29 protein-coding genes are annotated in these 25479 nt (G+C 72.0%); 12 read left to right on the top strand and 17 right to left on the bottom strand.

Going from position 1 to position 25479, the window contains the following annotated elements:
* Nucleotides 1-142: 142 nt before the first annotated feature.
* The 3 genes from N7925_RS12140 to N7925_RS12150 all read left to right on the top strand — a co-directional run bounded on the left by N7925_RS12140 (nt 143) and on the right by N7925_RS12150 (nt 1183).
* The gene (locus tag N7925_RS12140) at nt 143-667 is read left to right on the top strand and encodes a sigma factor-like helix-turn-helix DNA-binding protein (RefSeq protein ID WP_265599669.1); all 525 of its coding nucleotides are present in this window, start codon (nt 143-145) and stop codon (nt 665-667) included.
* Complete coding sequence (locus N7925_RS12145; RefSeq protein ID WP_274343869.1) at nt 664-921, top strand: hypothetical protein; 258 nt, start codon at nt 664-666, stop codon at nt 919-921. The genes N7925_RS12140 and N7925_RS12145 overlap by 4 nt, the downstream gene beginning before the upstream one ends.
* Nucleotides 922-991: 70 nt before the next feature.
* Nucleotides 992-1183, top strand: a complete 192-nt coding sequence (locus tag N7925_RS12150) for a DUF1059 domain-containing protein (RefSeq protein WP_265599671.1) — start codon at nt 992-994, stop codon at nt 1181-1183.
* Nucleotides 1184-1256: 73 nt separating this feature from the next.
* Here the strand turns inward: N7925_RS12150 and N7925_RS12155 are convergent, their stop codons facing one another.
* Nucleotides 1257-2402 carry a cystathionine gamma-synthase gene (locus N7925_RS12155; protein ID WP_265599672.1) on the bottom strand — a complete coding sequence of 382 codons (1146 nt, stop codon included), beginning with the start codon at nt 2400-2402 and terminating at the stop codon, nt 1257-1259.
* A gap of 67 nt (nt 2403-2469) precedes the next feature.
* Here N7925_RS12155 and N7925_RS12160 point away from each other — a divergent pair, with 67 nt between their 5' ends.
* A complete protein-coding gene (locus N7925_RS12160; protein WP_265599673.1) occupies nt 2470-3573 on the top strand; it encodes a hypothetical protein in 1104 nt (367 codons plus the stop codon).
* Between the two features lie 97 nt (nt 3574-3670).
* Here the strand turns inward: N7925_RS12160 and N7925_RS12165 are convergent, their stop codons facing one another.
* Entirely contained in the window at nt 3671-4888 is a 1218-nt protein-coding gene (locus N7925_RS12165; RefSeq protein WP_274343870.1) for an MFS transporter, read from the bottom strand.
* Nucleotides 4889-4986: 98 nt separating this feature from the next.
* Here N7925_RS12165 and N7925_RS12170 point away from each other — a divergent pair, with 98 nt between their 5' ends.
* Nucleotides 4987-5886, top strand: coding sequence for a LysR family transcriptional regulator (locus tag N7925_RS12170; protein WP_274343871.1), 900 nt, complete (start codon nt 4987-4989; stop codon nt 5884-5886).
* A 77-nt stretch (nt 5887-5963) separates the two neighbouring features.
* Complete coding sequence (gene msrA, locus N7925_RS12175; protein WP_274343872.1) at nt 5964-6629, top strand: peptide-methionine (S)-S-oxide reductase MsrA; 666 nt, start codon at nt 5964-5966, stop codon at nt 6627-6629.
* 10 nt (nt 6630-6639) lie between these two features.
* Here msrA and N7925_RS12180 read toward each other — a convergent pair whose 3' ends face one another.
* Nucleotides 6640-7347 (bottom strand): TetR/AcrR family transcriptional regulator, encoded by a 708-nt coding sequence (locus N7925_RS12180; protein ID WP_265599675.1) that lies wholly within the window; start codon nt 7345-7347, stop codon nt 6640-6642.
* A 105-nt stretch (nt 7348-7452) separates the two neighbouring features.
* Between N7925_RS12180 and N7925_RS12185 the strand changes: the two genes are divergently transcribed.
* The gene (locus tag N7925_RS12185) at nt 7453-8367 is read left to right on the top strand and encodes an alpha/beta fold hydrolase (protein WP_265599676.1); all 915 of its coding nucleotides are present in this window, start codon (nt 7453-7455) and stop codon (nt 8365-8367) included.
* A 280-nt stretch (nt 8368-8647) separates the two neighbouring features.
* Here the strand turns inward: N7925_RS12185 and N7925_RS12190 are convergent, their stop codons facing one another.
* The 4 genes from N7925_RS12190 to N7925_RS12205 all read right to left on the bottom strand — a co-directional run bounded on the left by N7925_RS12190 (nt 8648) and on the right by N7925_RS12205 (nt 11865).
* Entirely contained in the window at nt 8648-9097 is a 450-nt protein-coding gene (locus tag N7925_RS12190) for a helix-turn-helix domain-containing protein (protein WP_274343873.1), read from the bottom strand.
* Between the two features lie 134 nt (nt 9098-9231).
* On the bottom strand, nt 9232-9804 hold the full coding sequence (locus N7925_RS12195; RefSeq protein ID WP_274343874.1) for a hypothetical protein: 573 nt from the start codon (nt 9802-9804) through the stop codon (nt 9232-9234).
* Between the two features lie 153 nt (nt 9805-9957).
* Nucleotides 9958-11346, bottom strand: coding sequence for an NADP-specific glutamate dehydrogenase (gene gdhA, locus N7925_RS12200; protein WP_265599679.1), 1389 nt, complete (start codon nt 11344-11346; stop codon nt 9958-9960).
* A 336-nt stretch (nt 11347-11682) separates the two neighbouring features.
* A complete protein-coding gene (locus N7925_RS12205) occupies nt 11683-11865 on the bottom strand; it encodes a hypothetical protein (protein WP_274343875.1) in 183 nt (60 codons plus the stop codon).
* Between the two features lie 514 nt (nt 11866-12379).
* Here N7925_RS12205 and N7925_RS12210 point away from each other — a divergent pair.
* Nucleotides 12380-12856, top strand: a complete 477-nt coding sequence (locus N7925_RS12210; RefSeq protein WP_274346441.1) for an RDD family protein — start codon at nt 12380-12382, stop codon at nt 12854-12856.
* 12 nt (nt 12857-12868) lie between these two features.
* Here the strand turns inward: N7925_RS12210 and N7925_RS12215 are convergent, their stop codons facing one another.
* The 3 genes from N7925_RS12215 to N7925_RS12225 form a co-directional block, all read right to left on the bottom strand.
* Nucleotides 12869-13036 (bottom strand): hypothetical protein, encoded by a 168-nt coding sequence (locus N7925_RS12215; RefSeq protein WP_265599681.1) that lies wholly within the window; start codon nt 13034-13036, stop codon nt 12869-12871.
* A gap of 190 nt (nt 13037-13226) precedes the next feature.
* A complete protein-coding gene (locus N7925_RS12220) occupies nt 13227-14036 on the bottom strand; it encodes an aminoglycoside N(3)-acetyltransferase (protein WP_274343876.1) in 810 nt (269 codons plus the stop codon).
* A 164-nt stretch (nt 14037-14200) separates the two neighbouring features.
* On the bottom strand, nt 14201-15688 hold the full coding sequence (locus N7925_RS12225; protein ID WP_274343877.1) for an alpha/beta hydrolase: 1488 nt from the start codon (nt 15686-15688) through the stop codon (nt 14201-14203).
* 156 nt (nt 15689-15844) lie between these two features.
* Between N7925_RS12225 and N7925_RS12230 the strand changes: the two genes are divergently transcribed.
* Entirely contained in the window at nt 15845-16585 is a 741-nt protein-coding gene (locus N7925_RS12230; RefSeq protein ID WP_265599684.1) for a peptidase E, read from the top strand.
* Between the two features lie 176 nt (nt 16586-16761).
* Here the strand turns inward: N7925_RS12230 and N7925_RS12235 are convergent, their stop codons facing one another.
* Nucleotides 16762-16971 carry a DUF397 domain-containing protein gene (locus tag N7925_RS12235; RefSeq protein WP_274343878.1) on the bottom strand — a complete coding sequence of 70 codons (210 nt, stop codon included), beginning with the start codon at nt 16969-16971 and terminating at the stop codon, nt 16762-16764.
* A complete protein-coding gene (locus N7925_RS12240) occupies nt 16971-17855 on the bottom strand; it encodes a helix-turn-helix domain-containing protein (protein WP_274343879.1) in 885 nt (294 codons plus the stop codon). The genes N7925_RS12235 and N7925_RS12240 overlap by 1 nt, the downstream gene beginning before the upstream one ends.
* A 237-nt stretch (nt 17856-18092) precedes the next feature.
* Between N7925_RS12240 and N7925_RS12245 the strand changes: the two genes are divergently transcribed.
* Entirely contained in the window at nt 18093-18389 is a 297-nt protein-coding gene (locus N7925_RS12245) for a recombinase family protein (RefSeq protein WP_274343880.1), read from the top strand.
* On the top strand, nt 18386-18949 hold the full coding sequence (locus tag N7925_RS12250; RefSeq protein WP_274343881.1) for an ATP-binding protein: 564 nt from the start codon (nt 18386-18388) through the stop codon (nt 18947-18949). Before N7925_RS12245 ends, N7925_RS12250 begins: the two co-directional genes overlap by 4 nt.
* 99 nt (nt 18950-19048) lie before the next feature.
* On the opposite strand, the gene N7925_RS12255 is transcribed toward N7925_RS12250, so the two are convergent.
* Complete coding sequence (locus N7925_RS12255; RefSeq protein WP_265599690.1) at nt 19049-20317, bottom strand: L,D-transpeptidase; 1269 nt, start codon at nt 20315-20317, stop codon at nt 19049-19051.
* Between the two features lie 235 nt (nt 20318-20552).
* On the bottom strand, nt 20553-21002 hold the full coding sequence (locus N7925_RS12260; RefSeq protein ID WP_265599691.1) for a hypothetical protein: 450 nt from the start codon (nt 21000-21002) through the stop codon (nt 20553-20555).
* Between the two features lie 108 nt (nt 21003-21110).
* Here N7925_RS12260 and N7925_RS12265 point away from each other — a divergent pair, with 108 nt between their 5' ends.
* Nucleotides 21111-21428, top strand: coding sequence for a hypothetical protein (locus N7925_RS12265; protein ID WP_274343882.1), 318 nt, complete (start codon nt 21111-21113; stop codon nt 21426-21428).
* An 84-nt stretch (nt 21429-21512) separates the two neighbouring features.
* On the opposite strand, the gene hutH is transcribed toward N7925_RS12265, so the two are convergent.
* The 3 genes from hutH to N7925_RS12280 all read right to left on the bottom strand — a co-directional run bounded on the left by hutH (nt 21513) and on the right by N7925_RS12280 (nt 25358).
* Complete coding sequence (gene hutH, locus N7925_RS12270; RefSeq protein WP_274343883.1) at nt 21513-23063, bottom strand: histidine ammonia-lyase; 1551 nt, start codon at nt 23061-23063, stop codon at nt 21513-21515.
* Nucleotides 23064-23286: 223 nt separating this feature from the next.
* Nucleotides 23287-24441: a GGDEF domain-containing protein gene (locus tag N7925_RS12275; protein WP_274343884.1), complete on the bottom strand. Its 1155-nt coding sequence runs from the start codon at nt 24439-24441 to the stop codon at nt 23287-23289.
* 104 nt (nt 24442-24545) lie between these two features.
* Nucleotides 24546-25358: an enoyl-CoA hydratase/isomerase family protein gene (locus tag N7925_RS12280; RefSeq protein WP_265599695.1), complete on the bottom strand. Its 813-nt coding sequence runs from the start codon at nt 25356-25358 to the stop codon at nt 24546-24548.
* Nucleotides 25359-25479 lie beyond the last annotated feature (121 nt).

Below are 25479 nucleotides of genomic sequence, written 5' to 3' on the forward strand. Positions count from 1 at the left end.
CCGAGTACGCCACCCGTCACCACTCGTTGCGACGAAGGGTCTGCGTGCAGTGCCCCGGGGGGGGCCGCGAACCCGGCCCTTCCCGCCCCGACCGCGTCCGGACTCTTGACCGGGGCGGTGCGCCGGGGCTCGTATGTGGTCCATGGCAGAGCGGGCGACCCACCGGGACCGGCTCCGCGCCCTGGAGTTCGAGGCCTTCGTGGCGGGCGCGGGCGGTCGTCTGCTGCACACGGCGACGCTGCTCACCGGCGAACCGTCGCACCCGCCGGGCGCGTATGGGCGGGCCGAGCGGCTGCTGCACGCGGCGCTCGCCCGTACGTACGCCGACTGGGACGGGCTGCGCGGCGGTGACCCCTACGACCTGGCCCGCCGGGAGCTGGTGCTCCGGTTCGCCCGGGAGGCCCGGCGCCACCAGCGACCGCGCGGCGGTCCGCTGGACGGGCTGACCCCCGTCGAACGGCTCGTTCTCGTCCTGCGGGTGTACGAGGAGGTCGGCGAGGAGCAGACGGCGGCGCTGCTCGGGCTGCCGGGCGACCGGATCCGCGCGGTGTGCGCCCGGGCGGTGGCGGCGCTGCGCGCGCCGCGGCGCGCCGTCGGCCCGGGGCGGGCGCCCTCGCACGGTACGGCCGGGCCGCGGCCGGCCCCGGGCTCCCGGGCGGCACCGTGAGCGCCGACCGCCGGGACCCGCGCGAGGAGCAGGTCCGCCGGATGCTGGACGGCCCGCACCCGGCCCTGCCGCCCGGCCTGGCCGCGCGGGCGGTGCGGCGCGGCGGGCGCCGGCTGCGGCTGCGCCGGGCGGTGCGGCGGACGGCGTTCTGGCTGCTGGCCGTGGCGTTCGCGGCGTTCCTCGTCTGGGCCGGGGTCGAGCAGCCGTGGGAGACCGAGCCCGCGCAGGTCACTCCCCCGTTGGAGGGCTGGTGAGCCGTTGGGGTCCGGGGGCGGCGGGCCTACGCTGGTGGGGTCGGCCGTCGAACGAGCCGAGGAGGCCGTGATGACGAGGAAGATCGCGGACTGCCGCGAGTATCCGAGCGAGATGAACTGCACCCTCACCCTCTCCGGTGAGGAGGACGAGGTCGTCCGGGCCGCGAGCGAGCACGCCGCGTCCGTCCACGGGCACGAGGACGGCCCCGAACTGCGTGAGCAGGTCAGGGCCATGCTGAAGGACGAGAAGGTGGGCGTCTGACGCATGAGGGGCGCCCACCGGTTCCGGTGGGCGCCCCTCTCACTTCTGCCGGGTCGGCTTCACTTCTGCCGGGTCAGCCCAGCGCCTGGGTGAGGTCGGCGATCAGGTCGTCGCCGTTCTCGATGCCGACGGAGAGCCGCACCAGGTCGGCCGGGACCTCCAGCAGGGAGCCCGCGACGGAGGCGTGCGTCATCCGCCCCGGGTGCTCGATCAGCGACTCCACTCCGCCGAGGGACTCGCCGAGCGTGAAGAGCTTCGCCCGGTTGCAGACCTCGACCGCCGCCTCCTCGCCGTCCGCGACGCGGAAGGACACCATGCCGCCGAACGCCTTCATCTGCTTGGCGGCGACCTCGTGGCCGGGGTGTCCGGGCAGGCCCGGGTAGAGGACCTGGGAGACCTTGGGGTGCCGGGTCAGCAGGTCGGTGACCTTGGTGGCGTTCTCGGTGTGCCGGTCCATGCGGACGGCGAGGGTCTTGATGCCGCGCAGCACGAGCCAGGCGTCGAAGGGTCCGGCGACCGCGCCCATGGCGTTCTGATGGTACGCCAGTTCCTCGGCGAGTTCCGGGTCGCTGACGACGAGCGCGCCGCCGACGACGTCGGAGTGGCCGCCCATGTACTTGGTGGTGGAGTGCACGACGACGTCGGCGCCGAGCGCGAGGGGCTGCTGGAGGTAGGGCGAGGCGAAGGTGTTGTCGACGACGAGGCGGGCCCCGGCCTGCCGGGCGACCTGCGCCACGGCGGCGATGTCGGTGATGCCGAGCAGCGGGTTGGACGGGGTCTCCACCCAGATCGCCTTGGTCCGCGGGGTGAGCGCGTCCCGTACGGCGGCCACGTCCGAGGTGTCCGCCACCGAGAACTCCACGCCCCACCGCGAGGCGACCTTCGCGAACAGCCGGAACGTGCCGCCGTAGGCGTCGTTCGGGATGACCACGTGGTCGCCGGGGGTCAGCAGCGTACGCAGGAGGCAGTCCTCGGCGGCGAGGCCGGAGGCGAAGGCGAGGCCGCGGCGGCCGCCTTCGAGGGCCGCGAGGTTCTCCTCCAGGGCGGTGCGGGTCGGGTTGGCGCTGCGGCTGTACTCGTAGCCGCCGCGCAGTCCGCCCACGCCGTCCTGCTTGTACGTGGAGACCTGGTAGATCGGCGGAACCACCGCGCCGGTGAGGGGGTCCGCGGTGTTCCCCGCGTGGATGGCGAGGGTTTCGAAACTGTGCTGGTCGCTCATGAGGCCCGAGCGTAGTTCGTGGAGAGGGCCCTTACCGGCCACTCGCCGCTCCGGTGACAATGGGGTCATGGAGATTCTGTTGTTCCTGCTCGCGATGTGCCTGTTCGCGGCGGTCATCGGCCCCTGGGTCATGCGCCGCCGGGGCGGTATCCGTCAGGTCGCCCCCGGTTCGCCGGACGCCGCCGACCCGGACACGTACGGCTTCGCCCGCCAGGAGGAGCTGGACGTCCGGATGCCCGGACCCGACCAGGACCTCCTGGACGTGCTCGACGTCGTCCAGGGCACCCAGGACTGGCGGGCCGCCGCCCAGCTGCTCGCCGGGACGCCGAAGGACGGCGAGGTGCGCTGGCAGCGGATCCAGGCCTTCGCGGGCGCGGCCTCGCTGGAGCTGGCGCGGCGGCCCGGGGAGGGCGGCGCGTGGCTGCGGAACTGGCGCGCGGAGTCCCCGAAGGACGCGGGCGGTGCGGCGGTGCACGCGGAGTTCCTGGTGCAGCAGGCGTGGCGGTCCTCGGCGGCGGGGAGCGACGACTTCCGGATCATCCTGGAGGAGGCCCGTACGGTCTGCGGCGAGGCGGCCCTCCTCGCGCCGGGCGACCCCGTCCCGTACATCGTGGAGCTGGCGGTGGCCCGGGGACTCGGCTACACCCCCGAGCAGTTCGACCAGCTCTGGGCGAAGATCATCGACCGGGCTCCGGCCCACATGGGCGCGCACATCGCCGCGCTGCACTTCCACTCCGAGAGGTGGCACGGCTCCCGCAAGGACGCCGAGGCCTTCGCCACGGCCGCCGCCGCCCGCGCCCCGCGGGGTTCGCTGCTCGCGGCGCTGCCGCTGTTCGCGGTGTACGAGCACCTGCCGGAGGTCAACCTCGTGCAGGGCTTCTACCGGGGCCAGGTGGTCACCAAGGCGGTCGAGGGCGCGATGTTCGCGGTGCACGCGGCCCGCCCGGACGACCCGATGCTGGCCCATGTGCGCCACCTGCTGGTGCTGTTCCTGGTCCACATGGAGCGCTGGTCGGAGGCGATGCACCAGCTGATCCGGATCGACGGCCACGTGGGCGCGCTGCCGTGGACGGCGGACGCGGACCCGGCCGCGCAGTACACGGTCTACCGGGCGCTGGCGGTCGCCGGCTACGAGGCGAACGGCGGCAGCCCGGCGACGCTGCCGCACTGAGACTCCAGGTCCCCTGGTCTCCTGGTCCTCTGGTCTCCCGGTCCTGGTCCCCTGCTCTCCTGGTGGTCACCCCGTACGCGGATCGATCCGTACGGGATCACGGCCCGGCCGGTGCGGGTCCGGGTGCTGGGGCCCTGCCGACCGCCGTGGTCACCAGCGCACCGGCCACGAGAGCCGCGCCAGTCCCCATGGCCGCCGTGACGCCGATGCCGTCCGCAACCAGCCCACCAGCCAGCGCCCCGAGCGCGATGGCGCCGTTGAAGACCGCGACGAAGAGCGACGAGGCCGCCTCGCGGGCGTCGGGCGCGGCGAGCAGCACCCAGGTCTGGGTGGCCACCGAGACACCGCCGTAGCCGAGGCCCCAGACCGCCATCAGTACGGCCGCGAGGGCCGGGGAGCCGCCCAGCCACGGCAGAGCCGCCAGGGTGAGCGCCAGGACCGCGCCGATCACCAGCAGCGTCGTGCGCGGTGTGCGGGCGGCTCCGGCCCCGGCAAGGAAGTTCCCGGCCACGCCGGCGACCCCGTACACCAGGAGCAGGGCGCCGATCGTGCCCGCGCCGACGCCGGAGACGTCCTCCAGGACCGGCCTGACGTAGGTGTACGCGGCGAAGTGCCCGGTGACCAGGAAGCCGACGACGAGGAGACCGGTCCGCAGCCGGGGGTCGCGGGTCAGCCGCAGCACCCCGCCGAGCGGAACCGCCCGCTCGGCGGGCAGCCGGGGCAGCAGGACCGCCGCCGCGACCAGCACCACGGCCCCGAGCGCGGCGGCCGCCAGGAACGCGGCACGCCAGCCCGCGAGATCGCCGAGGTACGTTCCGGCGGGTACGCCCAGGACGGACGCGACGGCGATGCCGCTGAAGACCAGAGAGGTGGCGGCGCCGGCGGACTTCGCCGGGACCAGGCGCACCGCGAGCCCGGCCGCGACGGCCCAGACGCCGCCCATGCCGACGCCCACCAGGACGCGGGCGGCGACCATGGTCCCGAAGTCCGGTGCCCAGGCCGCACCGAGGTTGCCGACGACCAGCACCGCGACCAGCACGCACAGGGCCGCACGCCGGTCGGCGCGGCCGAGCAGCGGGACAAGGGCGGGGGCCGAGAGGGCCGCGACGAGACCGCTGATGGTGAGCGTCAGACCGGCCACGCCCTCCGGGACGTCGAGCGAGCGGCCCATCGGCGTGAGCAGCCCGACGGGCAGCATCTCGGACGTGACCACCGTGAACGTGCCGAGCGCGAGGGCCACCACCCCCGGCCAGCCGTTGGGTGCGGGCGCCGGCCGGGCGGCCGGGGCGGTCGAGGATGCGTGAGCCTGTGTCATGCCTCCAGCCAACCGGGGGCGGTGGACGGGAACAACGACCGGACTCTCATCCTTCTATGAGCTGGACTCATCGATGTGGACCGGGGAGGCGGGGGCGCATGAGCAACCCGGCGATCCGGGAGCTGGAGGCCTTCCTCGCGCTGGCCGAGGAGCTCCACTTCGGCCGGGCCGGAGAGCGCCTCTACCTCTCCCAAAGCCGGATCAGCCAGCTGCTGCGGGCTTTGGAGAGCCGGATCGGCGGCCGGCTGGTCGACCGGACGAGCCGCCGGGTCCGGCTCACCCCGCTCGGCGAACAGCTCCACACGGGTCTGCGTCCCGCCTTCGACGCGATCGTCACGACGATCGACGAGGTGCGGGAGGTGGCGCGGGGTCTGGGGGGCGTGTTCCGGGTCGGCTTCCAGGGCACGGCGAACGACGCGTTGCTGCGGGCGGTCACGGCCTTCCGGGACGGGCATCCCGACTGCGCAGCCGAGATCGTGGAGATCCCGCTCTCCGACCCGTTCGGCGCGGTGCACCGGGGTGAGGTGGACGCGGCGGTGGTGCTGATGCCGGTCCGGGACGACGCGCTGGTGATCGGTCCGGTCTTCTCGGCCCGGCCGCTGACCCTCGCCGTCTCCGACCGGCACCCGTACGCGCGCCGCCCCGGCATCGAAGCGGAGGAGTTGGCGGGCTGCCCGCTCATCGGCGTCGCCGGGGCGGCCCCGGAGTACTGGCGGCTGGCCCAGGCCCCGGTCGTCACGCCCGGCGGCCGCGCGATCCCGGCCGGGCCCGCGGTGAGCAGCCTGCAGGAGGCGTTGGCCCTGGTGCGGGCGGACCGGGGCGCCATGCTGCTGTGCGACCCGACGGCGGACTACTACGGCAGTCACGCGGTGGCCTTCGTCCCGGTCACCGGCCTCCCGGACTCCTCACTCGCGTTGGTGTGGCACCGGAACCACGAGACGGCCCGGACGCGTGGTTTCGCCCGGGCGCTGGCGGACGTCGCCGGTGCCGCCGGGTGAGCGGCCACCGCCCGGAATCCCGGCGGCCGCTCCCGTGTTGTACATACCGAACACCGACCCCCCGGAGGAGCCCCCGCATGTTCCTGAACCACCGCACCCCTGAGCTCCCCACCCCGGAGCAGGCCCTGCGCGGCCGCCCCGTCCCCGAATTCACCGTCCCCTCCCGCCACACGGTCCTCGGCAACCCCCTGGTGGGCCCGTATCCGGAGGGCCTGGAGGTGGCGGACTTCGCACTGGGCTGTTTCTGGGGTGCGGAGCGGAAGTTCTGGCAGACCGAGGGCGTCTGGACGACGCTCGTCGGCTACCAGGGCGGCTACACGGAGAACCCCTCGTACGAGGAGGCCTGCTCGGGTCTGACCGGGCACACGGAGGCGGTACGCGTGGTCTTCGACCCGGCCGTCGTCACGTACGAGGAACTGCTGAAGCTCTTCTGGGAGTCGCACAACCCGACCCAGGGCTTCCGCCAGGGCAACGACGTGGGCACCCAGTACCGCTCCGCGATCTACACCCACTCCCCCGCCCAGGCAGCGGCCGCCGACGCCTCCCGTGCGGCGTACCAGAAGGTCCTGACGGCGTCGGGCCACAAGGAGATCACCACGGAGATCCTTCCGGCCGACGGCCGCCCGTTCTGGCCGGCGGAGGCGCATCACCAGCAGTACCTGGAAAAGAACCCGGGCGGCTACTGCGGCATCGGCGGGACGGGCGTCTCGTGCCCGATCGGCGTGGCCCCGGCCGAGGGCTGATCCCGGGACCTTACTCCTGCGCCGCCCCCTGGCCGAGCATCGCCGGAAGCAGCCGCCGCAGCAGCGTGACGAACAGCGCGTCCCGGTCGGCCGGCGGTGCGCCGGCCGAGGTGAGGGCGGCGAGCAGGTGCGGGTGGCGGCCCTCGGCGGCGACGGCGGCCAGGTGGGCCGCCTGGGCGGACGGGTCGCCGCCGCCCGTCGCGCCGGTCGCGCGGCGGGCGAAGAGAACGGCCAGGCCGCCGAGGAGACCGATGGCCTCCAGCTTCTGCCCGGCCGTGCCCGGCGCGGGGGCCAGAATCCCGAGCGCGTGGTCGAGGTAGTCGATGGCGTGCGGGCCCAGCACCTCGCCGCGCCGGTCGTTCAGATCGGCCAGCCACGGGTGCCGGACGTGCGCGTCCCTGGACTGGAGGGCCAGGCCGACGAGATCGTCCAGCCAGTCGCCGCCGGTGGGCCCGGAGAGGTCCAGTTCGCCCGCGACCGCGTCCGCCATGAGGTCCAGCAGCTCGTCCCTGCTCCCCACGTAGCGGTAGAGCGAGGCGGGCCCCGTGCCCAGCCGCTGTGCGAGCGCGCGCATCGACACGGCAGCCAGGCCCTCCGCGTCGGCGAGGGCGAGGGCCGCCGCCGTGATCTGGGTGCGGCTTCGTTCGGGTGCGGGGCCGCGCGCACCCCGCTCGGGACGCGACCAGACGGTCGTCGGCCGGGTCTCGCGATCGGCCACGGTCCGCCACCTTCCCTCAGTGCCCTCGTCCGGGCTCCGGAACTGGCTGTAGTCTAATACCGCGAACATCGTTCGCAGTAATGTCGTCCACCGGAGGAGCCCGCCATGACCTGGACCGAACGCCGCTTCGCCCGCAACGGTGCGGTCGAGCTCGCCCACGACCGGCTCCGGGAGGGCACGGACGGCGAACCGCTGCTCCTGGTGATGGGTCTCGCGGTCTCCCGGCACTGGTGGCCCGGGGAGCTGTGCGCGGCCTTCGCCGACGCCGGATTCGCCGTCGCCCGCTACGACCAGCGGGACGCGGGAGAGTCCACCCGGGTGCCGAAGCGCACCGCCCGGGGCAACCCCTTCGCCGCCCTGGCCGCCGGCCGAAGTGCGGCCTACACCGCCGAGGACTTGGCCGACGACGCCGTCGCCGTCATGGACGCGCTCGGCTGGGAGTCGGCGCACCTCTTCGGGCAATCACTGGGCGGCGTCGTCGCCCAGCGCGTCGCCCTGCGCCACCCGGGCCGGGTGCGCACGCTCACCTCGTCCGCCGCCCTCCCCAGCGATGTCGGCGGGCTGGGAGCCTTCCGCCATGTACGGCTCGGCACGCTCGCGAAGTTCGCCCGCATCAAGCCCGCCCGGAACCGGGAGGAACGGATCGCGGCCGGGCTCGCGGTGGCCCGGATCGTCGCGTCGCCCGGCTACCCGTTCGACGAGGCGGAGGCCCTGGAGCGGATCACCGCTGACGTGGACACCGGCATCGCCGACCCGGACGCCCAGTCCCGCCAGATCGGGGCGCCCTGGAACGGTCCGCCCCTGGCCGAACTGCGCGTCCCCGCACTGGTGCTGCACGGCACGGACGACCCGGTGCTCAAGCCCTCCGCGGGCCGGGCCACCGCCGCGGCGATCCGCGACGCCCGACTCGTCCTCCAGCCCGGTGTCGGCCACGACATCCCGCGCGAGCGGCACGCCGCCGTGGCCGCCGAAGTACGGGCACTCGCGGACCGGGCCGCGAGGGTCGACGACCGCCCGTAACGGGCCTACCCGGGTCCGATGGCTCCGCGTACCGGCCCTCCCCGGGGCCCGACGGCTCCGCGCACCAACCCTCTCCCGGCCCGGGCGACCGCCCGCAATGCCCCCGGGGGCGGGCGACCGCGTAGCACCCCATGCCCCCGGGGCGGGCGACCGCGTAACACCCCGCGGGTCAGACGACCGGGTAACACCCTCTCGGGCCAGGTGACCGCGCAACGTCCCTTCGCGCAGACGTCCGCGCAGCCTCCTCTCGGGCCAGGCGACCGCGCAACGCCCACTCGGCTCAGGCGGCCAGCAGTACGCCGCCCACCGGGCCCGACGGACGCATCGCACCGACCGAACCCGCCGGACCGGTCGACCGTACGGACCGGCGGCCGCCGGCCACACCCGACCCGAGCGAACGCGACCGGGACCGCGCGGCCGTGAGGCTGACCAGCCGCTCTCCCGCCAGCGCCAGGACGTCGGCAAGGCTCAGGCCGAGCGCCTGGGCCGCGGCGGCCAGCACCTCCGAGGAGGCCTCCTTGAGCCCCCGCTCCACCTCGGAGAGATACGGCATGGAGATGCGGGCCGCCTCGGCGACGTCCTTCAACGTCCGCCCCTGGGCCTGGCGTTCGCGGCGCAGCACCTCCCCGACGAGGTCACGCCAGAGCGGTTCCCGGGGCAGAGCCGGTGCCGCCGCCGGGAGCGGGCGCAGAGGGATCACGTCGGCCTGGTTCGTCGCTCGGATGCTCACCGTCCCCAGCCTAGGAGCGCGGCGCCGCCCCGGCACGGGTCGGGCGTTGCGCTCCGGGCGGATCTGCTGGTGGTGAAGTCGCGTGACAGACGGCCGACACCGGGGGACGGACGGTTCGAGGAGACGATGCGCGGTCACCCCGCCACAGCGACGGCGGTTCGACGTCGCCGGTAGTAGGCGATCGCGAGGGCGATGGTGATGGGCCCCCAAGCGGCGATGGGGGTGACGCACGCCGTCGCCAGAGCCTCCCAGACTCCGTTGGAGTACCCGACGGAGTCGACGACGCCGTAGAGAGTGAGGTCGCGGCCGTCGCCCAGCGGGACGGCGGTGAACAGGAAGGTGAGGATCAGGCCGCCGAGCACGGCGGGGACGACGGCCGCCATCGGCCGGACGCGTCTGCCGCCGATGAGCGGTATCCAGGCGGGCGCAACCTCTCCCCAGCCCCGGACCAGCCCGATCGTCAGGAGCGCGATCACTTCCGTCAGCACGCTGAGCCCGAGAACGTACGGGATGCTCAGCCAGTAGGCAGGCAGACTGCCCTCCTGAGCCTCCTGCCCCATCGTGAAGTGCAGAGCGAAGGGCAGCCGCCACAGGCACGCCGGCAGCAGAAGCAGCGGCAACGCGTAGGCCAGGCGCATCGCCCAGCGCGGAACGGGCCGCTCGGTATCACTGACGGACGGGGGCCGGTGCACGATCTTCATCGTCATGACTCCACCCTCGCGGAGCAGGCACGACGCGGAATCCCCCGAGCGAGCCAACCTGCTCCCCCGCCCGGGGGAGACCGCACTTGGCGGCCTCACCCGGGCGGGGCAGCGGTTGCGGCGGCGACCACATCGGCGCCGACGCCTCGCCCCGTACGGTCAGATCAGACCCTGCGCCAGCATCGCGTCCGCGACCAGCTCGAAGCCCGCGATGTTCGCGCCCACCACGTAGTTGCCGGGGCTGCCGTACCGCTCGGCGGTCGTGTAGCAGGAGTCGTGGATGTGCCGCATGATCTCGGCGAGCCGCTCCTCGGTGTGGGAGAAGGTCCACGAGTCCCGGGACGCGTTCTGCTGCATCTCCAGCGCGCTCGTCGCGACCCCGCCCGCGTTGGCCGCCTTGCCGGGGGCGAAGGCGACGCCCGCCTCCTGGAACACCCGGACCGCCTCCGGGGTGGTGGGCATGTTGGCGCCCTCCGCGACCGCCTTGACCCCGTTGCGCACGAGGGCCAGCGCGTCGGCCTCGTGGAGTTCGTTCTGCGTGGCACAGGGCAGGGCCACGTCCACGGGGACCGACCACACCCCCGTGCCGGGGACGAACCGGGCGTGCGCGCCGCGCCGTTCGGCGTACTCCGAGACCCGGCCCCGGCCGGCCTCCTTGATCTCCTTGAGGAGGGCGAGGTCGATGCCCTTCTCGTCGACGACGTAGCCGCTGGAGTCCGAGCAGGTCACCACGGTCGCGCCGAGCTGCTGGGCCTTCTCGACCGCGTAGATGGCCACGTTGCCGGAGCCGGAGACCGCGACGGTCTGGCCCTCCAGCGACTCGCCACGGCTGCGCAGCATCTCGGCGGTGAACAGGACCGTGCCGTAGCCGGTGGCCTCCGTACGGGCCTGCGCGCCGCCCCAGCCGAGGCCCTTGCCGGTGAGGACGCCGGACTCGTAACGGTTGGTGATCCGCTTGTACTGGCCGAAGAGGTAGCCGATCTCGCGGCCGCCCACGCCGATGTCACCGGCCGGGACGTCGGTGTACTCCCCCAGGTGACGGTGGAGCTCGGTCATGAAGGACTGGCAGAACCGCATGATCTCGGCGTCGGACCGCCCCTTGGGGTCGAAGTCCGCACCGCCCTTGCCGCCGCCGATGGGCATGCCGGTGAGGGCGTTCTTGAAGATCTGCTCGAAGCCGAGGAACTTCACGATGCCGAGGTTGACCGAGGGGTGGAAGCGCAGCCCGCCCTTGTAGGGGCCGAGCGAACTGGAGAACTCCACCCGGAAGCCGCGGTTGACGTGGATGTCGCCGGAGTCGTCCGACCACGGCACCCGGAAAATCAGCTGGCGCTCGGGCTCGCATACGCGCTCGATGATGCGCGCGTCGATGAACTCGGGGCGCTGGGTCAGCACCGGCCCGAGCGTCTCCAGGACCTCGCGGACCGCCTGGTGGAACTCCTGCTCACCCTGGTTGCGGCGCAGGATCTCGGCGTAGAGCGGCTCGATGACGCGGGCCGCGGCATCGTGCGTGCGGGTGGAGTCGGGCGAGTCGGGGATGACCGGCATCTGATCAAGACCTTCCGTGGTCGGCTCGTGCGCGTCGACGCCCCCGCCCCGGGGAACGCCACCGGTCCGCCTCCCCCGCCGGAGCCCCATGGACTCCCTCCCGGGAGGACCACGCGGCCGACGCCCGGCAGGGTGATACGCAGGACCGTCGTACGATCCGATTGTCCCGTGCGGTCCGATGATCTTCGAGGACCATCCATATATTGGCCATGTTCAGCCGTTTTGATCAGCGCCCGGGCCGCCGCGCAGGACCCGGAGCAGGCCCCGGCCCAGCGTTCCGGCGTCCCTAGCGGCTCGGATGCACCGCCCCCGCCACCTCCCTCAGGGTGGCCAAGGTCACACTCCGGGTCGACTCTCGCGGGAGCCTCGCAGCACCCAGAGCCCGCCCCCGGAGGCGAGCACGACCACGCCCGAGACGACGCTCAGGGCCGTTTCGAGGCCGTTCCTGTCGACCGCGAAACCGAGGAAGACGTTGGCGACGAGCGCGGCGGACAGGATGAGCCAGAGCAAGGACTTCATGATGGGATGCCTCCGTGTTCGGTGATGCGTCCAGCCTGTCGGCCGGAGCGCGCCGCGAGGAGGGAGCAGGCCCCCGTATCGGGGTGCAGCAGGCTGCACCCCGCCCCCGCGAGCGGGCGGGCCGGGGGCGAACGGGACCATGGCCCGGGCCACGGGGAAGGCGCGCGTGCGGCCGGTGGGAGGCGACCGTAAGGGTCCCGTGAAAACGAAACCGGGGCAGCGGAGTTACCCGCCAGGAACAGGGACACCCCGACTGACGATCAGTCATGATGCCCCCATGACGAAGCCGTGGGGGCGTCGGCGAGGGCAGCCTCCTGACGAATTGCGGGCGCTGTACGGCGTACGCCCGGCCGGGAGCGGCGCCGTTCGCCCCCGGCCGGCCCCGCCCACGACAGCGGGCCGGCCCCTGCACGGGGGCACGCTTCCCCGGGCGGCGTACCCGGCGTACGCCCGCTCGGCGTACGCCACCCCCGCACCCCGGGGGCAGCCGCGCGTCCCCAAGGGCACGAGCGGCATGCGGCGCTACCTGGCGGTCGGCCTCGACAGCTACCTCTGCCTGCTGGCCGTCGGACTCCTGGTGCGGTCCTGCCTGAACTCGGGCGGAACAGGACACGCGGTCGCCCTGCTGGTCGTCCAGTTGGTCACGCTGTCGTTCGCCAACCAGGTGCTGCTGACGATGGCGGTCCGGGCGAGCGCCGGAAAGCTGATCATGGGGGTGCGGGTGATCCGGCTGCCCGACGCGGGGAGGCCGGGATTCCGCCTGCTGGTGCGACGGTGGCTGTACGGGCTCCTCTGGCTGCCGAGCCGGCCCTGGCACCTGCTCCGCGGCCCGGCGGCGGCCGACGCCCCCGACCGGGCCCCGGGCCGCCGCTCCGAGACGCCCGAGGACCTCGCGGGCGTACGCCAGGTCCGACGCAGCGATCTGCGGTCGTACCGGGCGGCGATGCGGGGGCGTACGGACTTGAGCCTGCTGCGTCGAACCCTCAGGTGAGAAGGCTTCCCTTCAGCGCCAGTCGCCGACGATCCAGGCGACGAGGCGGGGGTCGGCGGTGTACGGGTCGCACTGGGCGATCACGCTGATCGAGACGAGATCGGAGGTGACGACCTGCCCGACGTCGCGGGCCGCTCGGGTGAAGCCGTCGGAGAAGTCCCCGGGTTCCCCGATCGTCATCGGCTCATCGAACGCGGCCGGCGGTTCATCGTGGCAGCCCACATGAGGGAGAGGCTGACCGAGGTACCAACCGCAGACGAAGACGGCGTACAGGGCGGCGGTGGCACCCAGGCGGCGCGGAGTTATCCAGCTTATCCAGTGAGACACCTGCCGGAGTGTTCCACGGACCGGGTGACGAGGAACGCGGCGGTCAGACCCTGGCGGCACGCGGCCGATGCCCGGCGAGCCACTCCTCGGCGTAGGCAACCGCTTCAGCCAGTCCGAACAAGTGGCCTACAGTACCGCCGACTTCTCCTCTGCCCACCGTGTTGTCCCTCTCGAAGGCCGCCCCCAGCTCATCGAAGCGGTCGTCGGAGACCGCGGTGTCGCGCACCGTCATCCAACGGCGACCCTGGGCGGTCATGACCGCGAAGGAGTTGTCGACCTTGAGCCCTGGAATCCGGTATTCGGCAAGGTGAAACGCCGTACACGACGCGAAGTCCGTGCCCAGGAGCAGGATCCGCGCTCCGCGCTCCTCGAGCCGTGCGAGGGGGCTGCGTTCGCCGAGCCGGCAGTCGAGCGCGTGGCCGTCCACGATGTCGGCGGCGCTCGGACCCACGGCGGCGAAGGACGTCTGCGGATGGCGGCTGCGGAGAGCGCCCGGCCAGGTCCGGACGGTCTCCGGGACCACACCGACGCCAAGGGTGGGTGTGGTGCGCGCGTCGAAGGGCGGCATCGCCGCACGGATGTCCGCCCACCACGCCTCGGGCACGGGCCGGCTCTCCCAGTACGCCGGATCGGAGTTGTTTCCCGAGTGCGTGGGAACGACCAGGGTGCCCTCGTCGCCGAGAACATCGAGCAGTGCCATGACAACGGCAACGGGACCGCCGCAGACCCAGCCGAGCGAGCTGAGGGAGGAGTGCACCAGGACCGTTTCACCAGGCTCCAGCCCGAGCGTGCGCAGGTCCGAGGCGAGCGAATCGCGCGTACACATCGGGCCGGTCGAGGCTTTGGGAGGCATGGTCGCCCAGTGTCCTGGCCATGCGGCCGCCGCGCCACAGGATTTCCGGGCCGTCTCCGCACGTGGAGTTGGACGGTCGCGGTCGGCCGAGGCCCGAACCGCGTCGCCACAACCGTCCTCCCACCGGATTCGCCTTCCCCAGACGGATCCGGATCGGCCAGCTGTCAGAAGGACACAGCGGGGCAGCTCGTGCCCCGTGGTGGGATCGCCAGGTCCGTGAGGTAGCTGTCCACCGCGTCTTCCATGCAGGGGCCGCTGGTGACGCTGCCGTGGCCGTGGCCCTCGTAGGTGAGGAGCACGCCGCTGCGGCCGAGCTGCCGGGCCACCGAGACCGCCCACGCGTAGCCGGTGGCGGGGTCGTGCAGCGCGTTGGACACCAGGATCGGCGGTGCGCCGAGCACGCGCAGCCGGTGCTGCGGGTTGGCGGTCGGCGCGCCCAGACACGCCGCGACCATGTGTATCGGAAGCAGGTAGGGCAGGTCGGGCGCGGTCTTGCTCATCATGGAGACGAGTGAGGCGTACTCCTGGTAGTCGCGCACGGGCAGGCGCCAGTCGGAGCAGAAGACCGGGGTGGCGAGGGGCAGCGACATGATCGAGGTGGGCGAGGCGGGCAGCGGCTCGCTCGCGTGCATACGCGCGATCTCCGTGGCCAAGCCCGTGAAGTCGGCCGAGTAGAACTTCCGGAACGCCTTCTTGTTGACCAGGTCCGAAGGCGACAGCGAGATGCCCGGCTTCGCCGGGTCCTCCAGCTCACCGCGCCCGGCCCGGTCCAACAGGCTCTGCCAGACGGCGCGTACGTCGCGACCGTGCAGCGCGCAGTCCGCGGCGCCGTCGCACCACTTCACGAACTCCCGGAACGAGTCCTCCGCCGTGGCCGCCTCGGACCGCAGGAACTCACGGGCGGTCGGGACGCTGTGGTCCATGACGCTCTCCAGCACCATCGCGCGCACGCGGCGCGGATAGGTCTCGGCGTACTGTGCCCCGAGCAGCGTGCCGTACGAACTGCCGTGGAAGGTCAGCTTCCGCTCGCCGAGGGCGGTCCGGAGAGCGTCCAGGTCCCGGACTGTCTGGGCGGTGTCGAGGTGGTCGAACACCGGGCCGGTACGGGCCCGGCAATCGGCGCGGAGCCGCCTGTTGTACGCCAGGGTGGCATCGAAGTCCGCCTGACTCCTCAGCTCCGGTGACGGCCGATCGGCAAGCAGCTCGTCGGAGCAGACCACTGGGTTGCTGCCGCCCACGCCGCGCGGGTCGAAGCTGACGATGTCGAACCCGCGGCGGACCTCGGAGCTGAACCGGCCGATCCTGTCGACCACCGTCTTCACACCCGAGTCGCCCGGCCCACCGGGGCCGAACACCATCGAGCCGACGCGTGCGCCGGAGTCGGTGGCCTGGCGGCGGGCCACGGCCAGGTCGAGTCTCGGCCCGTCGGGACGGGCCCAGTCGACCGGCACGGAAAGAGTGGCGCACTCGGCTCCCGGCTTCGTCGCGGCGTCACACGGCGCCCATCGCAGCACCCCGGTGGCGGCGGCCGGCGACGCGTGAACCACGGGAGCGGCGGCGAGGCCGGTGCTGACGACCGTCGTCGCTCCCAGGGCCATGGCCATGCCCCGTGCGGCGACGCCCCGCAGTGCGGATCTTCCTCTGGACAACATGAATCCTCCTCGTGCAGGGAGCGGTTGTTCGAGGCGCGTGGACCCGGCCGGGGGCACACTCGTCACGTTAGGTGCGCTGTCGCCGATACGGTTCCTCTGTCAGGGTTTTCTCCGGGTCGGGCAGGGGGCCGCTCAGGGCCGATAGGGTCCCGTTCCATGACTGCCTCGGAGCCCACCATCGTCGCCACGTCGGGTGGGCATCGTGCGGGTGGCCGCACGATGGTGATGTTTGATGCGTTGGTGCACCACGCGGTCGAACTGTCAGGAGTGCACGGACGCCGCCCCCGCATCATGTACGTCGGGACGGCCATTGGCGATGCCGAGCACTTCACATCACGTATGACCGAGGCTGCCCGGGTTGCCGGGTTCGACCTGACACCACTTCATCTCTTCCCGATGCCCAACCTTGATGACATCGAGGGGGCGGTACTTGATCAGGATGTCGTCTGGGTCATGGGTGGCTCGGTGGCGAACCTGTTGGCCGTGTGGCGAGTCCACGGGCTGGACCGTGTCATGCGGCGGGCGTGGGATGCCGGCGTCGTACTCAGCGGGGTCAGCGCGGGGTCGATCTGCTGGTTCCAGGGGGGTGCCACTGACTCCTTCGGACCTGCGCTCCAGCCGGTCACGAACGCCCTCGGCTTTCTGCCGTACGGCAACGGCGTGCACTACGACACCGACAAGGGCCGCCGTCCGATGGTCCATAGGCTCGTCGCCGAGGGCACCTTGCCGGTGACGCACTGCACCGATGACGGTGTGGGCCTGGTCTACCGCGGCACCGAGCTGGCTGAAGCTGTCACAGAAGTACCCGGGAAGGGTGCCTATGTAGTCGTGCGCGAAGGGGACTCAGCTGTTGAGGACCGCATAGAGCCTCGCCGGTTGCCGCCGCTACGGCTCTGAACGCGTCGGGCGAGGTATCCACCTTGCCGCCCTAACCTCGGCGTCCGATGAGACGGGTCAGTGCCTCTGTCGGCCTCCTATCGCATGCGCTCAGTAAGGCATGGCGGGCGGGCACGGCGAAGCGCCCGGCGGAGACGACGTGCCGGGCGCTTGCGGGGCTGCGTGCGGGGCTCGTACTACGACCGCACGAACTCGCCGCCCACGACGCCGCCTTCGAACGCGGCCCACTCGCCGGAGGTGAAGACGAGAGCGGGGCCGTTGCCCTGGTCCTTCGTGTCGCGCATGGCTACGCGGCCGTCGCCGAGGAACGCGACCTCGACGCAGGTGGCGTTGTTCTGTGAGCGGCTGGACTTACGCCATACCGCGCCTGTCAGATCCGCGCTCATCATCGGGAAAACTCCTTTGCCGCTTGCCGAAGGATGTTCTGGGTGCCCTTGTGATCCAGAGCGGCTCGCCAGATGGAAGTGAACGCCTGGTCGTACCGCTCGATCTCCTGCGGTTTGTCGAGGTACAGGTCGCCGGTGAAGCCCTCCATGTAGACGGTGGGCGGCTCCATCGGCTGTCCGTCGCCGTTGACGGGAAAGCGCAAGAGTGTGAACGGCCCCGACACGAGGCCATAGTGCAGACCTGCCGCGAACGGCACGACCCGCAATGAGACGTTCGGCAGTTCCATCGTCTCGGCCAGGCGGTGCAACTGGCGAGCCATTACTTCGCCTCCGCCGACCGGTTGGCGGAGCACCGCTTCACCAAGCGCCAGTTCCAAGGTGGGCGGGCTGGTCACCCTGGTCAGCAACTCCTGTCGCGCCATTCGGACATGTACCCGTCGCTCGATCTCATCGCGGTCGACGTCATGGGTGCCCTCCCGGATCAGCGCTCGGGCGTAGTCCTCCGTCTGCACGAGACCCGGCACCAGGTCCTTGATGTACTGACGCAGACTTGCCGCAGCCCCCTCCAGCCCGATGAAGAGGTCGAAGCCCTCCGGGATCACGTCGCCGTAGGCGTGCCACCATCCCCGGTTCTTGGTCTCCTTGGCCAGCCCCATCAGGCCCATGGTCAACTCGGCGTCAGCACCGTACGCACGACACATGGCCTCAACATCCAGGCTGCGCATCGAAGTCTGGCCCGTTTCGATGCGCCAGATCTTCTGATCCGACCACTCCAGGGCCGTCGACGCCGCGCGCACGGTCAGCCGCGCGCGATTGCGCAGCTCACGCAAGTTTCGCCCCAGTTGACGGCGGGGCACGGTCGAACCGCTTGCCGCTTCCACCACTTGATGTGCCTCCGATCTGCAACCCACCTTACATCCGAAATGGAAGCCTGAGGATCGCCATTATGGAATAGGGGATATTTGTTCGAGAAATCGAATTCACGATTTCCAATCTGGAGTGTTGCATATTCGAATGCTCCAGTGCTTCACTCGGTTACCTACAGGACGGGCGCGAGCACGTTGAGTGATCACGCCCTAGCGAGGGGACCGAGCGCGATGAACCCGCTGATCTTTGGCTACATGCGAGTGCCCGACGACATGAGCGACCAGGAGGCGAAGCAGAAACAGGACGACCTCGCCACGTACGCCGAGAGCAACGGCTTCCACCTGGCGACCGTGTTCCACGAGTACGTACCGGGAGCGCAGTCCGCGTTCACGGAGCTGGTGGAGGCGGTCAAGCGCGCCGAAGCCAAGCACGTGGTCGTGCCGTCCTACCGGGAGCTGGCGCTCAACCGGTCGCTCCAGAACGCCATGCTCACCCACCTCTCGTACGCCACCGGCGGCGCGCAAGTCATCAGCTTGGACGACTGCTCATGACGCGCCAGGAGGTGCCCTACCAGCCGGAGCACGTGCGCTTCGTCGACCAACTCTCCTTGACTGCCGCGCAGTCGGCCGTCTCGACCTCCCGTCACTTCCTGCGGTTCGCTCTCTCCAAGTTGCATGCGGCTCTCATCGAGGACGATGTCCTTCTCGTCGCCTCGGAGCTGGTCACCAACGCCATCACCATCACCGGAGTGGTGGCCGAGAAGCCGACGTGGGGCGAGCTGGAGCGGCTCGACCTCGTCCACGTCCGTCTCGTCGGCCTGCGGGACAGCGTCGTCATCGAGGTGTGGGACGTATCGAGCGAGCCCCCCGTGCTCAGGCGTGCCGAGGACGACGCCGAGGACGGGCGCGGGCTGTTCCTCGTACGGCAGCTCGCGCGGCGCTGGGGTTCCTTCCGCGCCGGGAGCGGGAAGGCGGTCTGGGCCGAGCTGGGCGTACGGTCGCCGCTGCCGCGGCGACAGGAGAGCGGGCTCTCCACGGCCCGGCCTGCGGTGGCAGGGCCCGCTGCCGTGGTGCTCGGCCGCGTCCTCGCGGGGCTGGACACAGCGCTATAGGGGCGCCGGACACGCCGAAGGCGGCGGTCCCGGCGTCTGCCGGGGCCGCCGCCTTCGGGCGGGGGCGGGGGGTGCCGAGAAGGAACGGCGGGGGAGGGATCAGGCCTGGGAGCCGGCCGTCCACTCGGACCAGCTCATGTTCCAGCCGTTGAGGCCGTTGTCCGGGGTGATGGTCTTGTCCGGGGAGTTCTTGACGATGACCACGTCGCCGACGAGGGAGTTGTCGTAGAACCAGGCGCCGGGCGCGCTGGAGTCGTTCGCGCCCTTCACGTCGGCGAGGCCCACGCAGCCGTGGCTGGTGTTGGCGTTGCCGAAGATGCCCTTGCCCCAGTAGTTGCCGTGGATGAAGGTGCCCGACGTGGACAGGCGCATGGCGTGCGGCACGTCCTTGATGTCGTACTCGCCCTTGCCGTCGTCATCGGTGAAGCCGACGGTGGCGCCGTTCATCCGGGTCTCCTTGTGCTTCTCGGAGATCACCATCTGACCGTTGTACGTGGGGTTCTCGGGCGAGCCCGCGGAGATCGGGATCGTCTTGAGCGTCTTGCCGTCGCGGGTGACCGTCATCGTCTTGGACTTCACGTCCACGGTGGAGACCTGGTTGCGGCCGACCTTGAAGGTCACGGACTTCTGCTGGACGCCGAAGACGCCGTCCGCACCCTCGACGCCGTCGAGGGCCAGCTTCAGGGTGACGGTGGAGCCGCCCTGCCAGTAGTCCTCCGGGCGCAGGTCCAGGCGCTGGGAGTTGAACCAGTGGCCGACGACTTCCTGGCCGCTGCTGGAGGTCACGGTGATGCCGTCCTGGACGGCCTTCTTGTCCGTGATCGCCTTGTTGAAGTTGATCGAGACGGGCATCCCGACGCCGACCGTGGAGCCGTCCTCGGGGGTGAAGTTCCCGATGAAGCTGTTGTCGGGCGAGACGGTGGTGAAGGAGCTGTTCTCGTGGGCCTCGCGGCCCTTCGCGTCGGCCGCCGTGGCGTCGATCTTGTACGTGGTGGACCGCTCCAGCTGGCCCGCGGGCTTCCAGCTGGACCCGTCGGCCGCCAGCGTGCCCTCGACCGGGTCGCCGGCCGCCGTGGTCATGACGACCTTGGTCAGCTTGCCCTTGGCGACGGTGACCTGGGCGGCGTTGTTGATGCTGGCGTTGGCCGCGCCGTTCTTCGGCTTGATCGCTATCTGCGCCTCGGAGGCGTCTGCGGCTGCCGCCTTGTCCACTTCCTGCTGCGACGACTCCGAGCTCCCGGCGTTCGTCTTTCCGCCCTTGTCGCCGTCGTCGCTACAGGCAGAAAGCACCAGCACGCCGCCGAGCAGTGCGGACATGGCCATGAGGCCCCTGCGCCGCTTGCTGTCCGTCATCACACGCTTCTCCATCGTTGCCGATTCCCCAGAATCCCCGGACGGGGCCGCCAGGCCGCTATTCCCCGTCAATGTTCCAAGAACACCCGGAAAGGGTGCTCCGTTCCACATCCATGACAGATGTGGGGAACACCACTCATCGACGCGGCCCCGGCAGCGGTGGTTCCCGCGCCCCGGCCTCTCTTTGCGCCGGCGCCCGGCACGGCCCCGGTCCGCCGGTGAGCGGGGCCGGGGCCGGTGTCCTCACAGGTCACGCCCGCTCCGCGGGATCACCGTCCTCGCCGTCGTTCGTTCCATTGTGCGCGACCGCGTCGCCATACCCCTCCTCCTCGTCCCCGTCCGGCGGCAGGAAGAGGTCCTCGTCGCCGTCGTCCGCGCCGTCCCAGCCCTCCGCGTCGGGGTCGTACTCGATGCTTTCGCTGCTCCAGGAGGCCTGGGCCAGTTCGACTCCGGGCACCTCGCTGACCAGGTCGAAGGGGTCGACCAGCGAGGCGAGGGCCTCCGCACCGTCTGCCCGGACCGTGGCCTCCGCATGCATCCGCTCCTCGGCGGTGTCGCTCCCGGCGACCGCCGCGACGGGCTCCCCGTACTCGGCGGCGATGGATTCGAGGGCGGTACCGGTCAGGGCGTCGAGGTCGGTGACCTCCAGCACCATCTCCACGCGAAGTCGAACAAACCTGGATGTCTCTTCTGTGCTCATAGGCCGGAGCGTAAGGCCCGGCGATGCCGCGACTTTCCACCGACCCGCTGCTTTGCTTAGCATCGGCCCACGGGGCTAACTCATGGTTGTCGCAAGGGGATCGAATCTGTGTCCGTCGCTCGTCGCACACTGCTGACCGCCACCGCCGCAGGCACCCTGCTGGCCGCTCTCTGGTTCGTCCCGTCGGCCAACGCGACCGGTGAGAGGAGCGCTCAGGGCGCCCCGGCCGCCACGTCCGAACGGACGACCGCCGAACAGTCCGCCGGGAGCCCCGACAGCGTCTCCGGCGCGCTCCTCGCCGACACCGGGCCGGGCCCGGACACGACCCCGTATCTCATCGGCGGCACAGCCCTGTTGGGTCTCGGCGCGGGCTTCGTCACCTACTCGGTGCGCCGCTCCGGGGCCGGGACGCGCCCGGCGCTCTGATCATCCGTACGTACGTGAGAGGGCTCCCGCGACGATGGCGCGGGAACCCTCCTCCGAAAGCCTTCCGTGCGTACGGGACCCGGCTCAGGCCAGCGGCCCCGTGACCGGCTCCACGGCCGCGACCAGGCGCCCTTCCCGTACGAACGTGTCGGCGGCGGCCAGGTCCGGCGCGAGGAAGCGGTCCGGGCCCGGGCCCTCGGCGCCGGCGGCCCGCAGCGCGTCCACGGCGGCCTGCGAGGCGGGGGCGGGGGTCAGGCCCTGGGCGGCGCGGATCTCGACGGCGCGGGTCGCGGCGTACAGCTCGACGGCGACGATCCGGGCCAGGTTGTCCACGGCCGTACGGAGTTTGCGCGCGGCGGACCAGCCCATGGATACGTGGTCCTCCTGCATCGCGGAGGACGGGATGGAGTCGGCGGAGGCGGGGACCGCGAGCCGCTTCATCTCGCTGACCAGGGCGGCCTGGGTGTACTGGGCGATCATCAGGCCCGAGTCGACCCCGGCGTCGTGCGCGAGGAACGGCGGCAGGCCGTGCGAGCGGTTCTTGTCGAGCAGCCGGTCGGTGCGGCGTTCGCAGATCGAGCCGAGGTCGGCGGCGACGATCGCGAGGAAGTCCAGGACGTAGGCGACGGGCGCGCCGTGGAAGTTGCCGTTGGACTCGACCCTGCCGTCGGGCAGGATCACCGGGTTGTCGACGGAGGAGGCCAGTTCGCGGCCCGCGACCACGGCCGCGTAGTCGAGGGTGTCGCGGCCCGCGCCGTTGACCTGGGGGGCGCAGCGCACCGAGTAGGCGTCCTGGACCCGGGGCGCGTCGTCCTGGTGATGGCCTGTCAGGCCGGAACCAGCCAGCACGCGCGCCATGTTGTCCGCGCTGACACCCTGGCCGGGGTGCGGGCGGATGGCGTGCAGCTCGGGGGCGAGGACCTTGTCCGTGCCGAGCAGCGCCTCCAGGGAGAGGGCGGCGGTGATGTCGGCCGAGGTGTAGAGGTTCTTCAGGTCGGCGAGGGCCATGACCAGCATGCCGAGCATGCCGTCGGTGCCGTTGAGGAGGGCCAGGCCCTCCTTCTCGCGGAGCTCGACCGGGGTGATGCCGTGCGCGGCGAGGAGCTCGCCGGCCGGGCGGACGGTGCCGTCGGGGCCTTCCGCGTCGCCCTCGCCCATCAGGGTGAGCGCGCAGTGCGAGAGCGGGGCGAGGTCGCCGGAGCAGCCGAGCGAGCCGTATTCGTGGACGACGGGCGTGATGCCCGCGTTCAGCACGTCGGCCATGGTCTGCGCGACCTCGGGGCGTACGCCGGTGTGACCCGAGGCGACCGTCTTCAGCCGGAGGAACATCAGCGCGCGGACCACCTCGCGCTCGACGCGGGGGCCCATGCCGGCCGCGTGCGAGCGGACGATGTTGCGCTGGAGCTGCGCCCGCAGTTCCGGGCTGATGTGGCGGCTGGCGAGGGCGCCGAAGCCGGTGGAGACGCCGTAGACCGGCTCGGGCTTGGCGGCGAGCGCGTCCACGATGAGACGGGCGGCGGCCAGGGCTTCCACGGCGGCGGCGGAGAGCTCGACCCGGGCGTCGTGGCGGGCCACGGCGACGACGTCCTCGGCGGTGGTTCCGGACGTCCCCACCACAACAGTGTGCATATCCATATTCAGCAGCGTACGTATTGAAAGCCTTCATGTCACTAGTGGTGCCGTGCAGGGCCCCTTACGGGACAGCGTGGTTCCGTGAGCGGCCTGTCCACCACGCCGGGGCCCGACGCGCCACCACCGCACGGAGACCCGACGCACCTCCACCGCGCGCCGAGACCGACCGATGCGCCACCGCGCCGACGCACGCCCGCGCTCAGCCCGAACTGCGGGCCTCCCGGGCTCACGGCCGGTTGCCGCGCAGCCTGCGCCGGTCGTGCGCGGACTTCGGCGGGGAGTCCGCGAGCCGGATGACCTCGCCGTCCCGCCCGGCCACCACGGGGCCCAGCGAGCGGGCGGCCTTGGCCCGGTACTGGGCGGCGTCCGCGAGCCGGAAGAGCCTGCGGGCCGAGCGCACCGGGCCGATCGGGTCACCGGTGGAGGCGACCCCGCAGGCGACCCCGTCGCCCAGCTCGATCACCGCCGCCCGGTCGCACAGCTCGGCGGCGACGCCGACCACCGCGTCGGCCGGGGGGCCCACCGCGAGCAGGCAGAACTCATCGCCGCCCAGCCGGGCGGCCAGCGCCTGGGGCAGCATCGCCCCGCACAGCGACAGCACCGAGCCGAAACGTTCCAGCAGACGGTCGCCGACGGCGTGGCCGTGGGTGTCGTTCACCGCCTTGAGGCCGTTCAGGTCGCAGACGACGAGGCTGACGACCGTGTCGTCGGCCCGGTGCCGCTCGACGGCCTCGTCGAGCCGGATGTCGACCGCTCGGCGGTTCGCCAGACCGGTCAGCGGGTCGGTGAAGGCCAGCTTGCGGACCTCCTCCAGGCGCTCGGTCTGGGCGATCCCGGAGGCCACGACGGCGGCGAGCACGGTCGCGAAGTTCGCGTCGGCCCGGTCGAAGACGGGCTGCCCGGCCGGCCGCGCCACATACAGCTCGCCCCACGCCCGGCCGTGCAGCACGATCGGCGCGACCACGCAGCAGCCCCGGCCACGCCGCCGGAGCGCCGCGACCCGCTGGTGGCAGTACGGGCGGGCGCCGCGCGCCGGACCGCCCGCGCCGGGCTGCCCGTCGGCGGTCTCCACCCAGGCGTCGGGCTCGCCGCCGCCGGCCCAGCGCTCGTGCAGGAACTCGGTGATCTCCGGGAACTCATGGACCGGGTAGGCCTCCTCCTCGGGGAACTCCTCCTCCCCCTCGGCCCGCTGCCCCGCGTTCACCAGCACCCGCAGCCTGCCCCGGTCCCGCTCCCACACGGAGAGCGCGGCGAAACTGCCGCTCAACGCCTCGCAGGCGCCCAGCGCCGCCGCCCGCCACGATTCGCGCGGCGTGTAGGCCGCGGCCATGGTCTGCGCAAGCGAAACCACGGCTCGCAGCCGCTCATCGTCACCACCCATTCCTACAGCCTATGTAGATTTGTCACCTTTTGATCAGTTTGAAGCGTAACTAATTCCACCTATTTCCCGGCAGGGTGCTCACTCTGCGCAACCGGCATTCCGGCTCACTCGCCGGGCCAGTCGGGGCGCCGCTTCTCGTTGAACGCGGCCACCCCCTCCGCCCGGTCCCCGGAGAAGGCCACCGACCGCCAGGCCGCGTCCTCCACCTCCAGGCCCGCCCGCAGATCGAGCCCCTGCCCCAGCCGGAGCGCCTTCTTGGCCGCACGCAGCCCGACCGGCGAGTTGGCGGCAATCCGGCCGCCCAGCGCGAGGGCCTCCTCGCGGTCCCGGCCCGCCTCGACCAGCTCGTCGACCAGCCCCAGTTCGCGGGCCTCGGCGGCCTCGACGCGGCGGGCGCTGAACACCAGCTCGGCGGCGCGCGCCGCCCCCACCCGGCGCGGCAGCAGCTGCGTACCGCCGCCGCCCGGGATGACGCCCACGGACACCTCGGGCAGCCCGACCACGGCGGTGGCGTCGGCGACGATGACATCGCAGGCGAGGGCGAGTTCGAAGCCGCCGCCGAGGGCGAAGCCGTGCACGGCCGCGATCACCGGCATCGGCAGCTCCAGGACCCCGGTGTAGGCGGCGCGGGCGGTGGGCCGCTGACGTACGAGGTCGGCGTCGGTGAAGGAGTTGCGCTCCTTGAGATCCGCGCCCACGCAGAAGGCCCGCTCATGGCTGGAGGTCAGGACGGTAACCCGGACGTCCCGGTCGGCGCCGAGTGCGTCGCAGGCTGCGGCGATGGAGCGGGCCATGTCGGTGGAGACGGCGTTCATGGCCTTGGGCCGGTCGAGGACCAGCTCGGCCACGTGGTCCTGCCCCGCGTGCCGTCGTACGACGACGAACTCCCCGTACCGCTGCTCGGACGTGACGGTCAAGACTGCACCCCTGTCGTTTTCTGGTGGGGCGGACGGCCCGTTAACGTGCGTTACCGTCACCGATCCTAGACAGGACGGCACCGCCCCCGACAGGGCGAGCCGGGGACGGAAACGTAACGAA

Source organism: Streptomyces sp. CA-278952, from assembly GCF_028747205.1.
Lineage (GTDB): Bacteria > Actinomycetota > Actinomycetes > Streptomycetales > Streptomycetaceae > Streptomyces.

Bases quoted from the DNA above. Each gene is read 5' to 3' on its own strand.
- N7925_RS12205 (WP_274343875.1), bottom strand. From the start codon at position 11,865: ATGAAGTCCTTGCTCTGGCTCATCCTGTCCGCCGCGCTCGTCGCCAAC.
- N7925_RS12230 (WP_265599684.1), top strand. From the start codon at position 15,845: ATGACTGCCTCGGAGCCCACCATCGTCGCCACGTCGGGTGGGCATCGT.
- hutH (WP_274343883.1), bottom strand. From the start codon at position 23,063: ATGGATATGCACACTGTTGTGGTGGGGACGTCCGGAACCACCGCCGAG.
- N7925_RS12195 (WP_274343874.1), bottom strand. From the start codon at position 9,804: ATGACGATGAAGATCGTGCACCGGCCCCCGTCCGTCAGTGATACCGAG.
- N7925_RS12275 (WP_274343884.1), bottom strand. From the start codon at position 24,441: ATGGGTGGTGACGATGAGCGGCTGCGAGCCGTGGTTTCGCTTGCGCAG.
- N7925_RS12260 (WP_265599691.1), bottom strand. From the start codon at position 21,002: ATGAGCACAGAAGAGACATCCAGGTTTGTTCGACTTCGCGTGGAGATG.
- N7925_RS12150 (WP_265599671.1), top strand. From the start codon at position 992: ATGACGAGGAAGATCGCGGACTGCCGCGAGTATCCGAGCGAGATGAAC.
- N7925_RS12155 (WP_265599672.1), bottom strand. From the start codon at position 2,402: ATGAGCGACCAGCACAGTTTCGAAACCCTCGCCATCCACGCGGGGAAC.
- N7925_RS12255 (WP_265599690.1), bottom strand. From the start codon at position 20,317: ATGGAGAAGCGTGTGATGACGGACAGCAAGCGGCGCAGGGGCCTCATG.
- N7925_RS12245 (WP_274343880.1), top strand. From the start codon at position 18,093: ATGCGAGTGCCCGACGACATGAGCGACCAGGAGGCGAAGCAGAAACAG.
- N7925_RS12210 (WP_274346441.1), top strand. From the start codon at position 12,380: ATGCGGCGCTACCTGGCGGTCGGCCTCGACAGCTACCTCTGCCTGCTG.
- gdhA (WP_265599679.1), bottom strand. From the start codon at position 11,346: ATGCCGGTCATCCCCGACTCGCCCGACTCCACCCGCACGCACGATGCC.
- N7925_RS12215 (WP_265599681.1), bottom strand. From the start codon at position 13,036: ATGACGATCGGGGAACCCGGGGACTTCTCCGACGGCTTCACCCGAGCG.
- msrA (WP_274343872.1), top strand. From the start codon at position 5,964: ATGTTCCTGAACCACCGCACCCCTGAGCTCCCCACCCCGGAGCAGGCC.
- N7925_RS12220 (WP_274343876.1), bottom strand. From the start codon at position 14,036: ATGCCTCCCAAAGCCTCGACCGGCCCGATGTGTACGCGCGATTCGCTC.
- N7925_RS12165 (WP_274343870.1), bottom strand. From the start codon at position 4,888: ATGACACAGGCTCACGCATCCTCGACCGCCCCGGCCGCCCGGCCGGCG.
- N7925_RS12170 (WP_274343871.1), top strand. From the start codon at position 4,987: ATGAGCAACCCGGCGATCCGGGAGCTGGAGGCCTTCCTCGCGCTGGCC.
- N7925_RS12160 (WP_265599673.1), top strand. From the start codon at position 2,470: ATGGAGATTCTGTTGTTCCTGCTCGCGATGTGCCTGTTCGCGGCGGTC.
- N7925_RS12185 (WP_265599676.1), top strand. From the start codon at position 7,453: ATGACCTGGACCGAACGCCGCTTCGCCCGCAACGGTGCGGTCGAGCTC.
- N7925_RS12140 (WP_265599669.1), top strand. From the start codon at position 143: ATGGCAGAGCGGGCGACCCACCGGGACCGGCTCCGCGCCCTGGAGTTC.
- N7925_RS12235 (WP_274343878.1), bottom strand. From the start codon at position 16,971: ATGAGCGCGGATCTGACAGGCGCGGTATGGCGTAAGTCCAGCCGCTCA.
- N7925_RS12225 (WP_274343877.1), bottom strand. From the start codon at position 15,688: ATGTTGTCCAGAGGAAGATCCGCACTGCGGGGCGTCGCCGCACGGGGC.
- N7925_RS12250 (WP_274343881.1), top strand. From the start codon at position 18,386: ATGACGCGCCAGGAGGTGCCCTACCAGCCGGAGCACGTGCGCTTCGTC.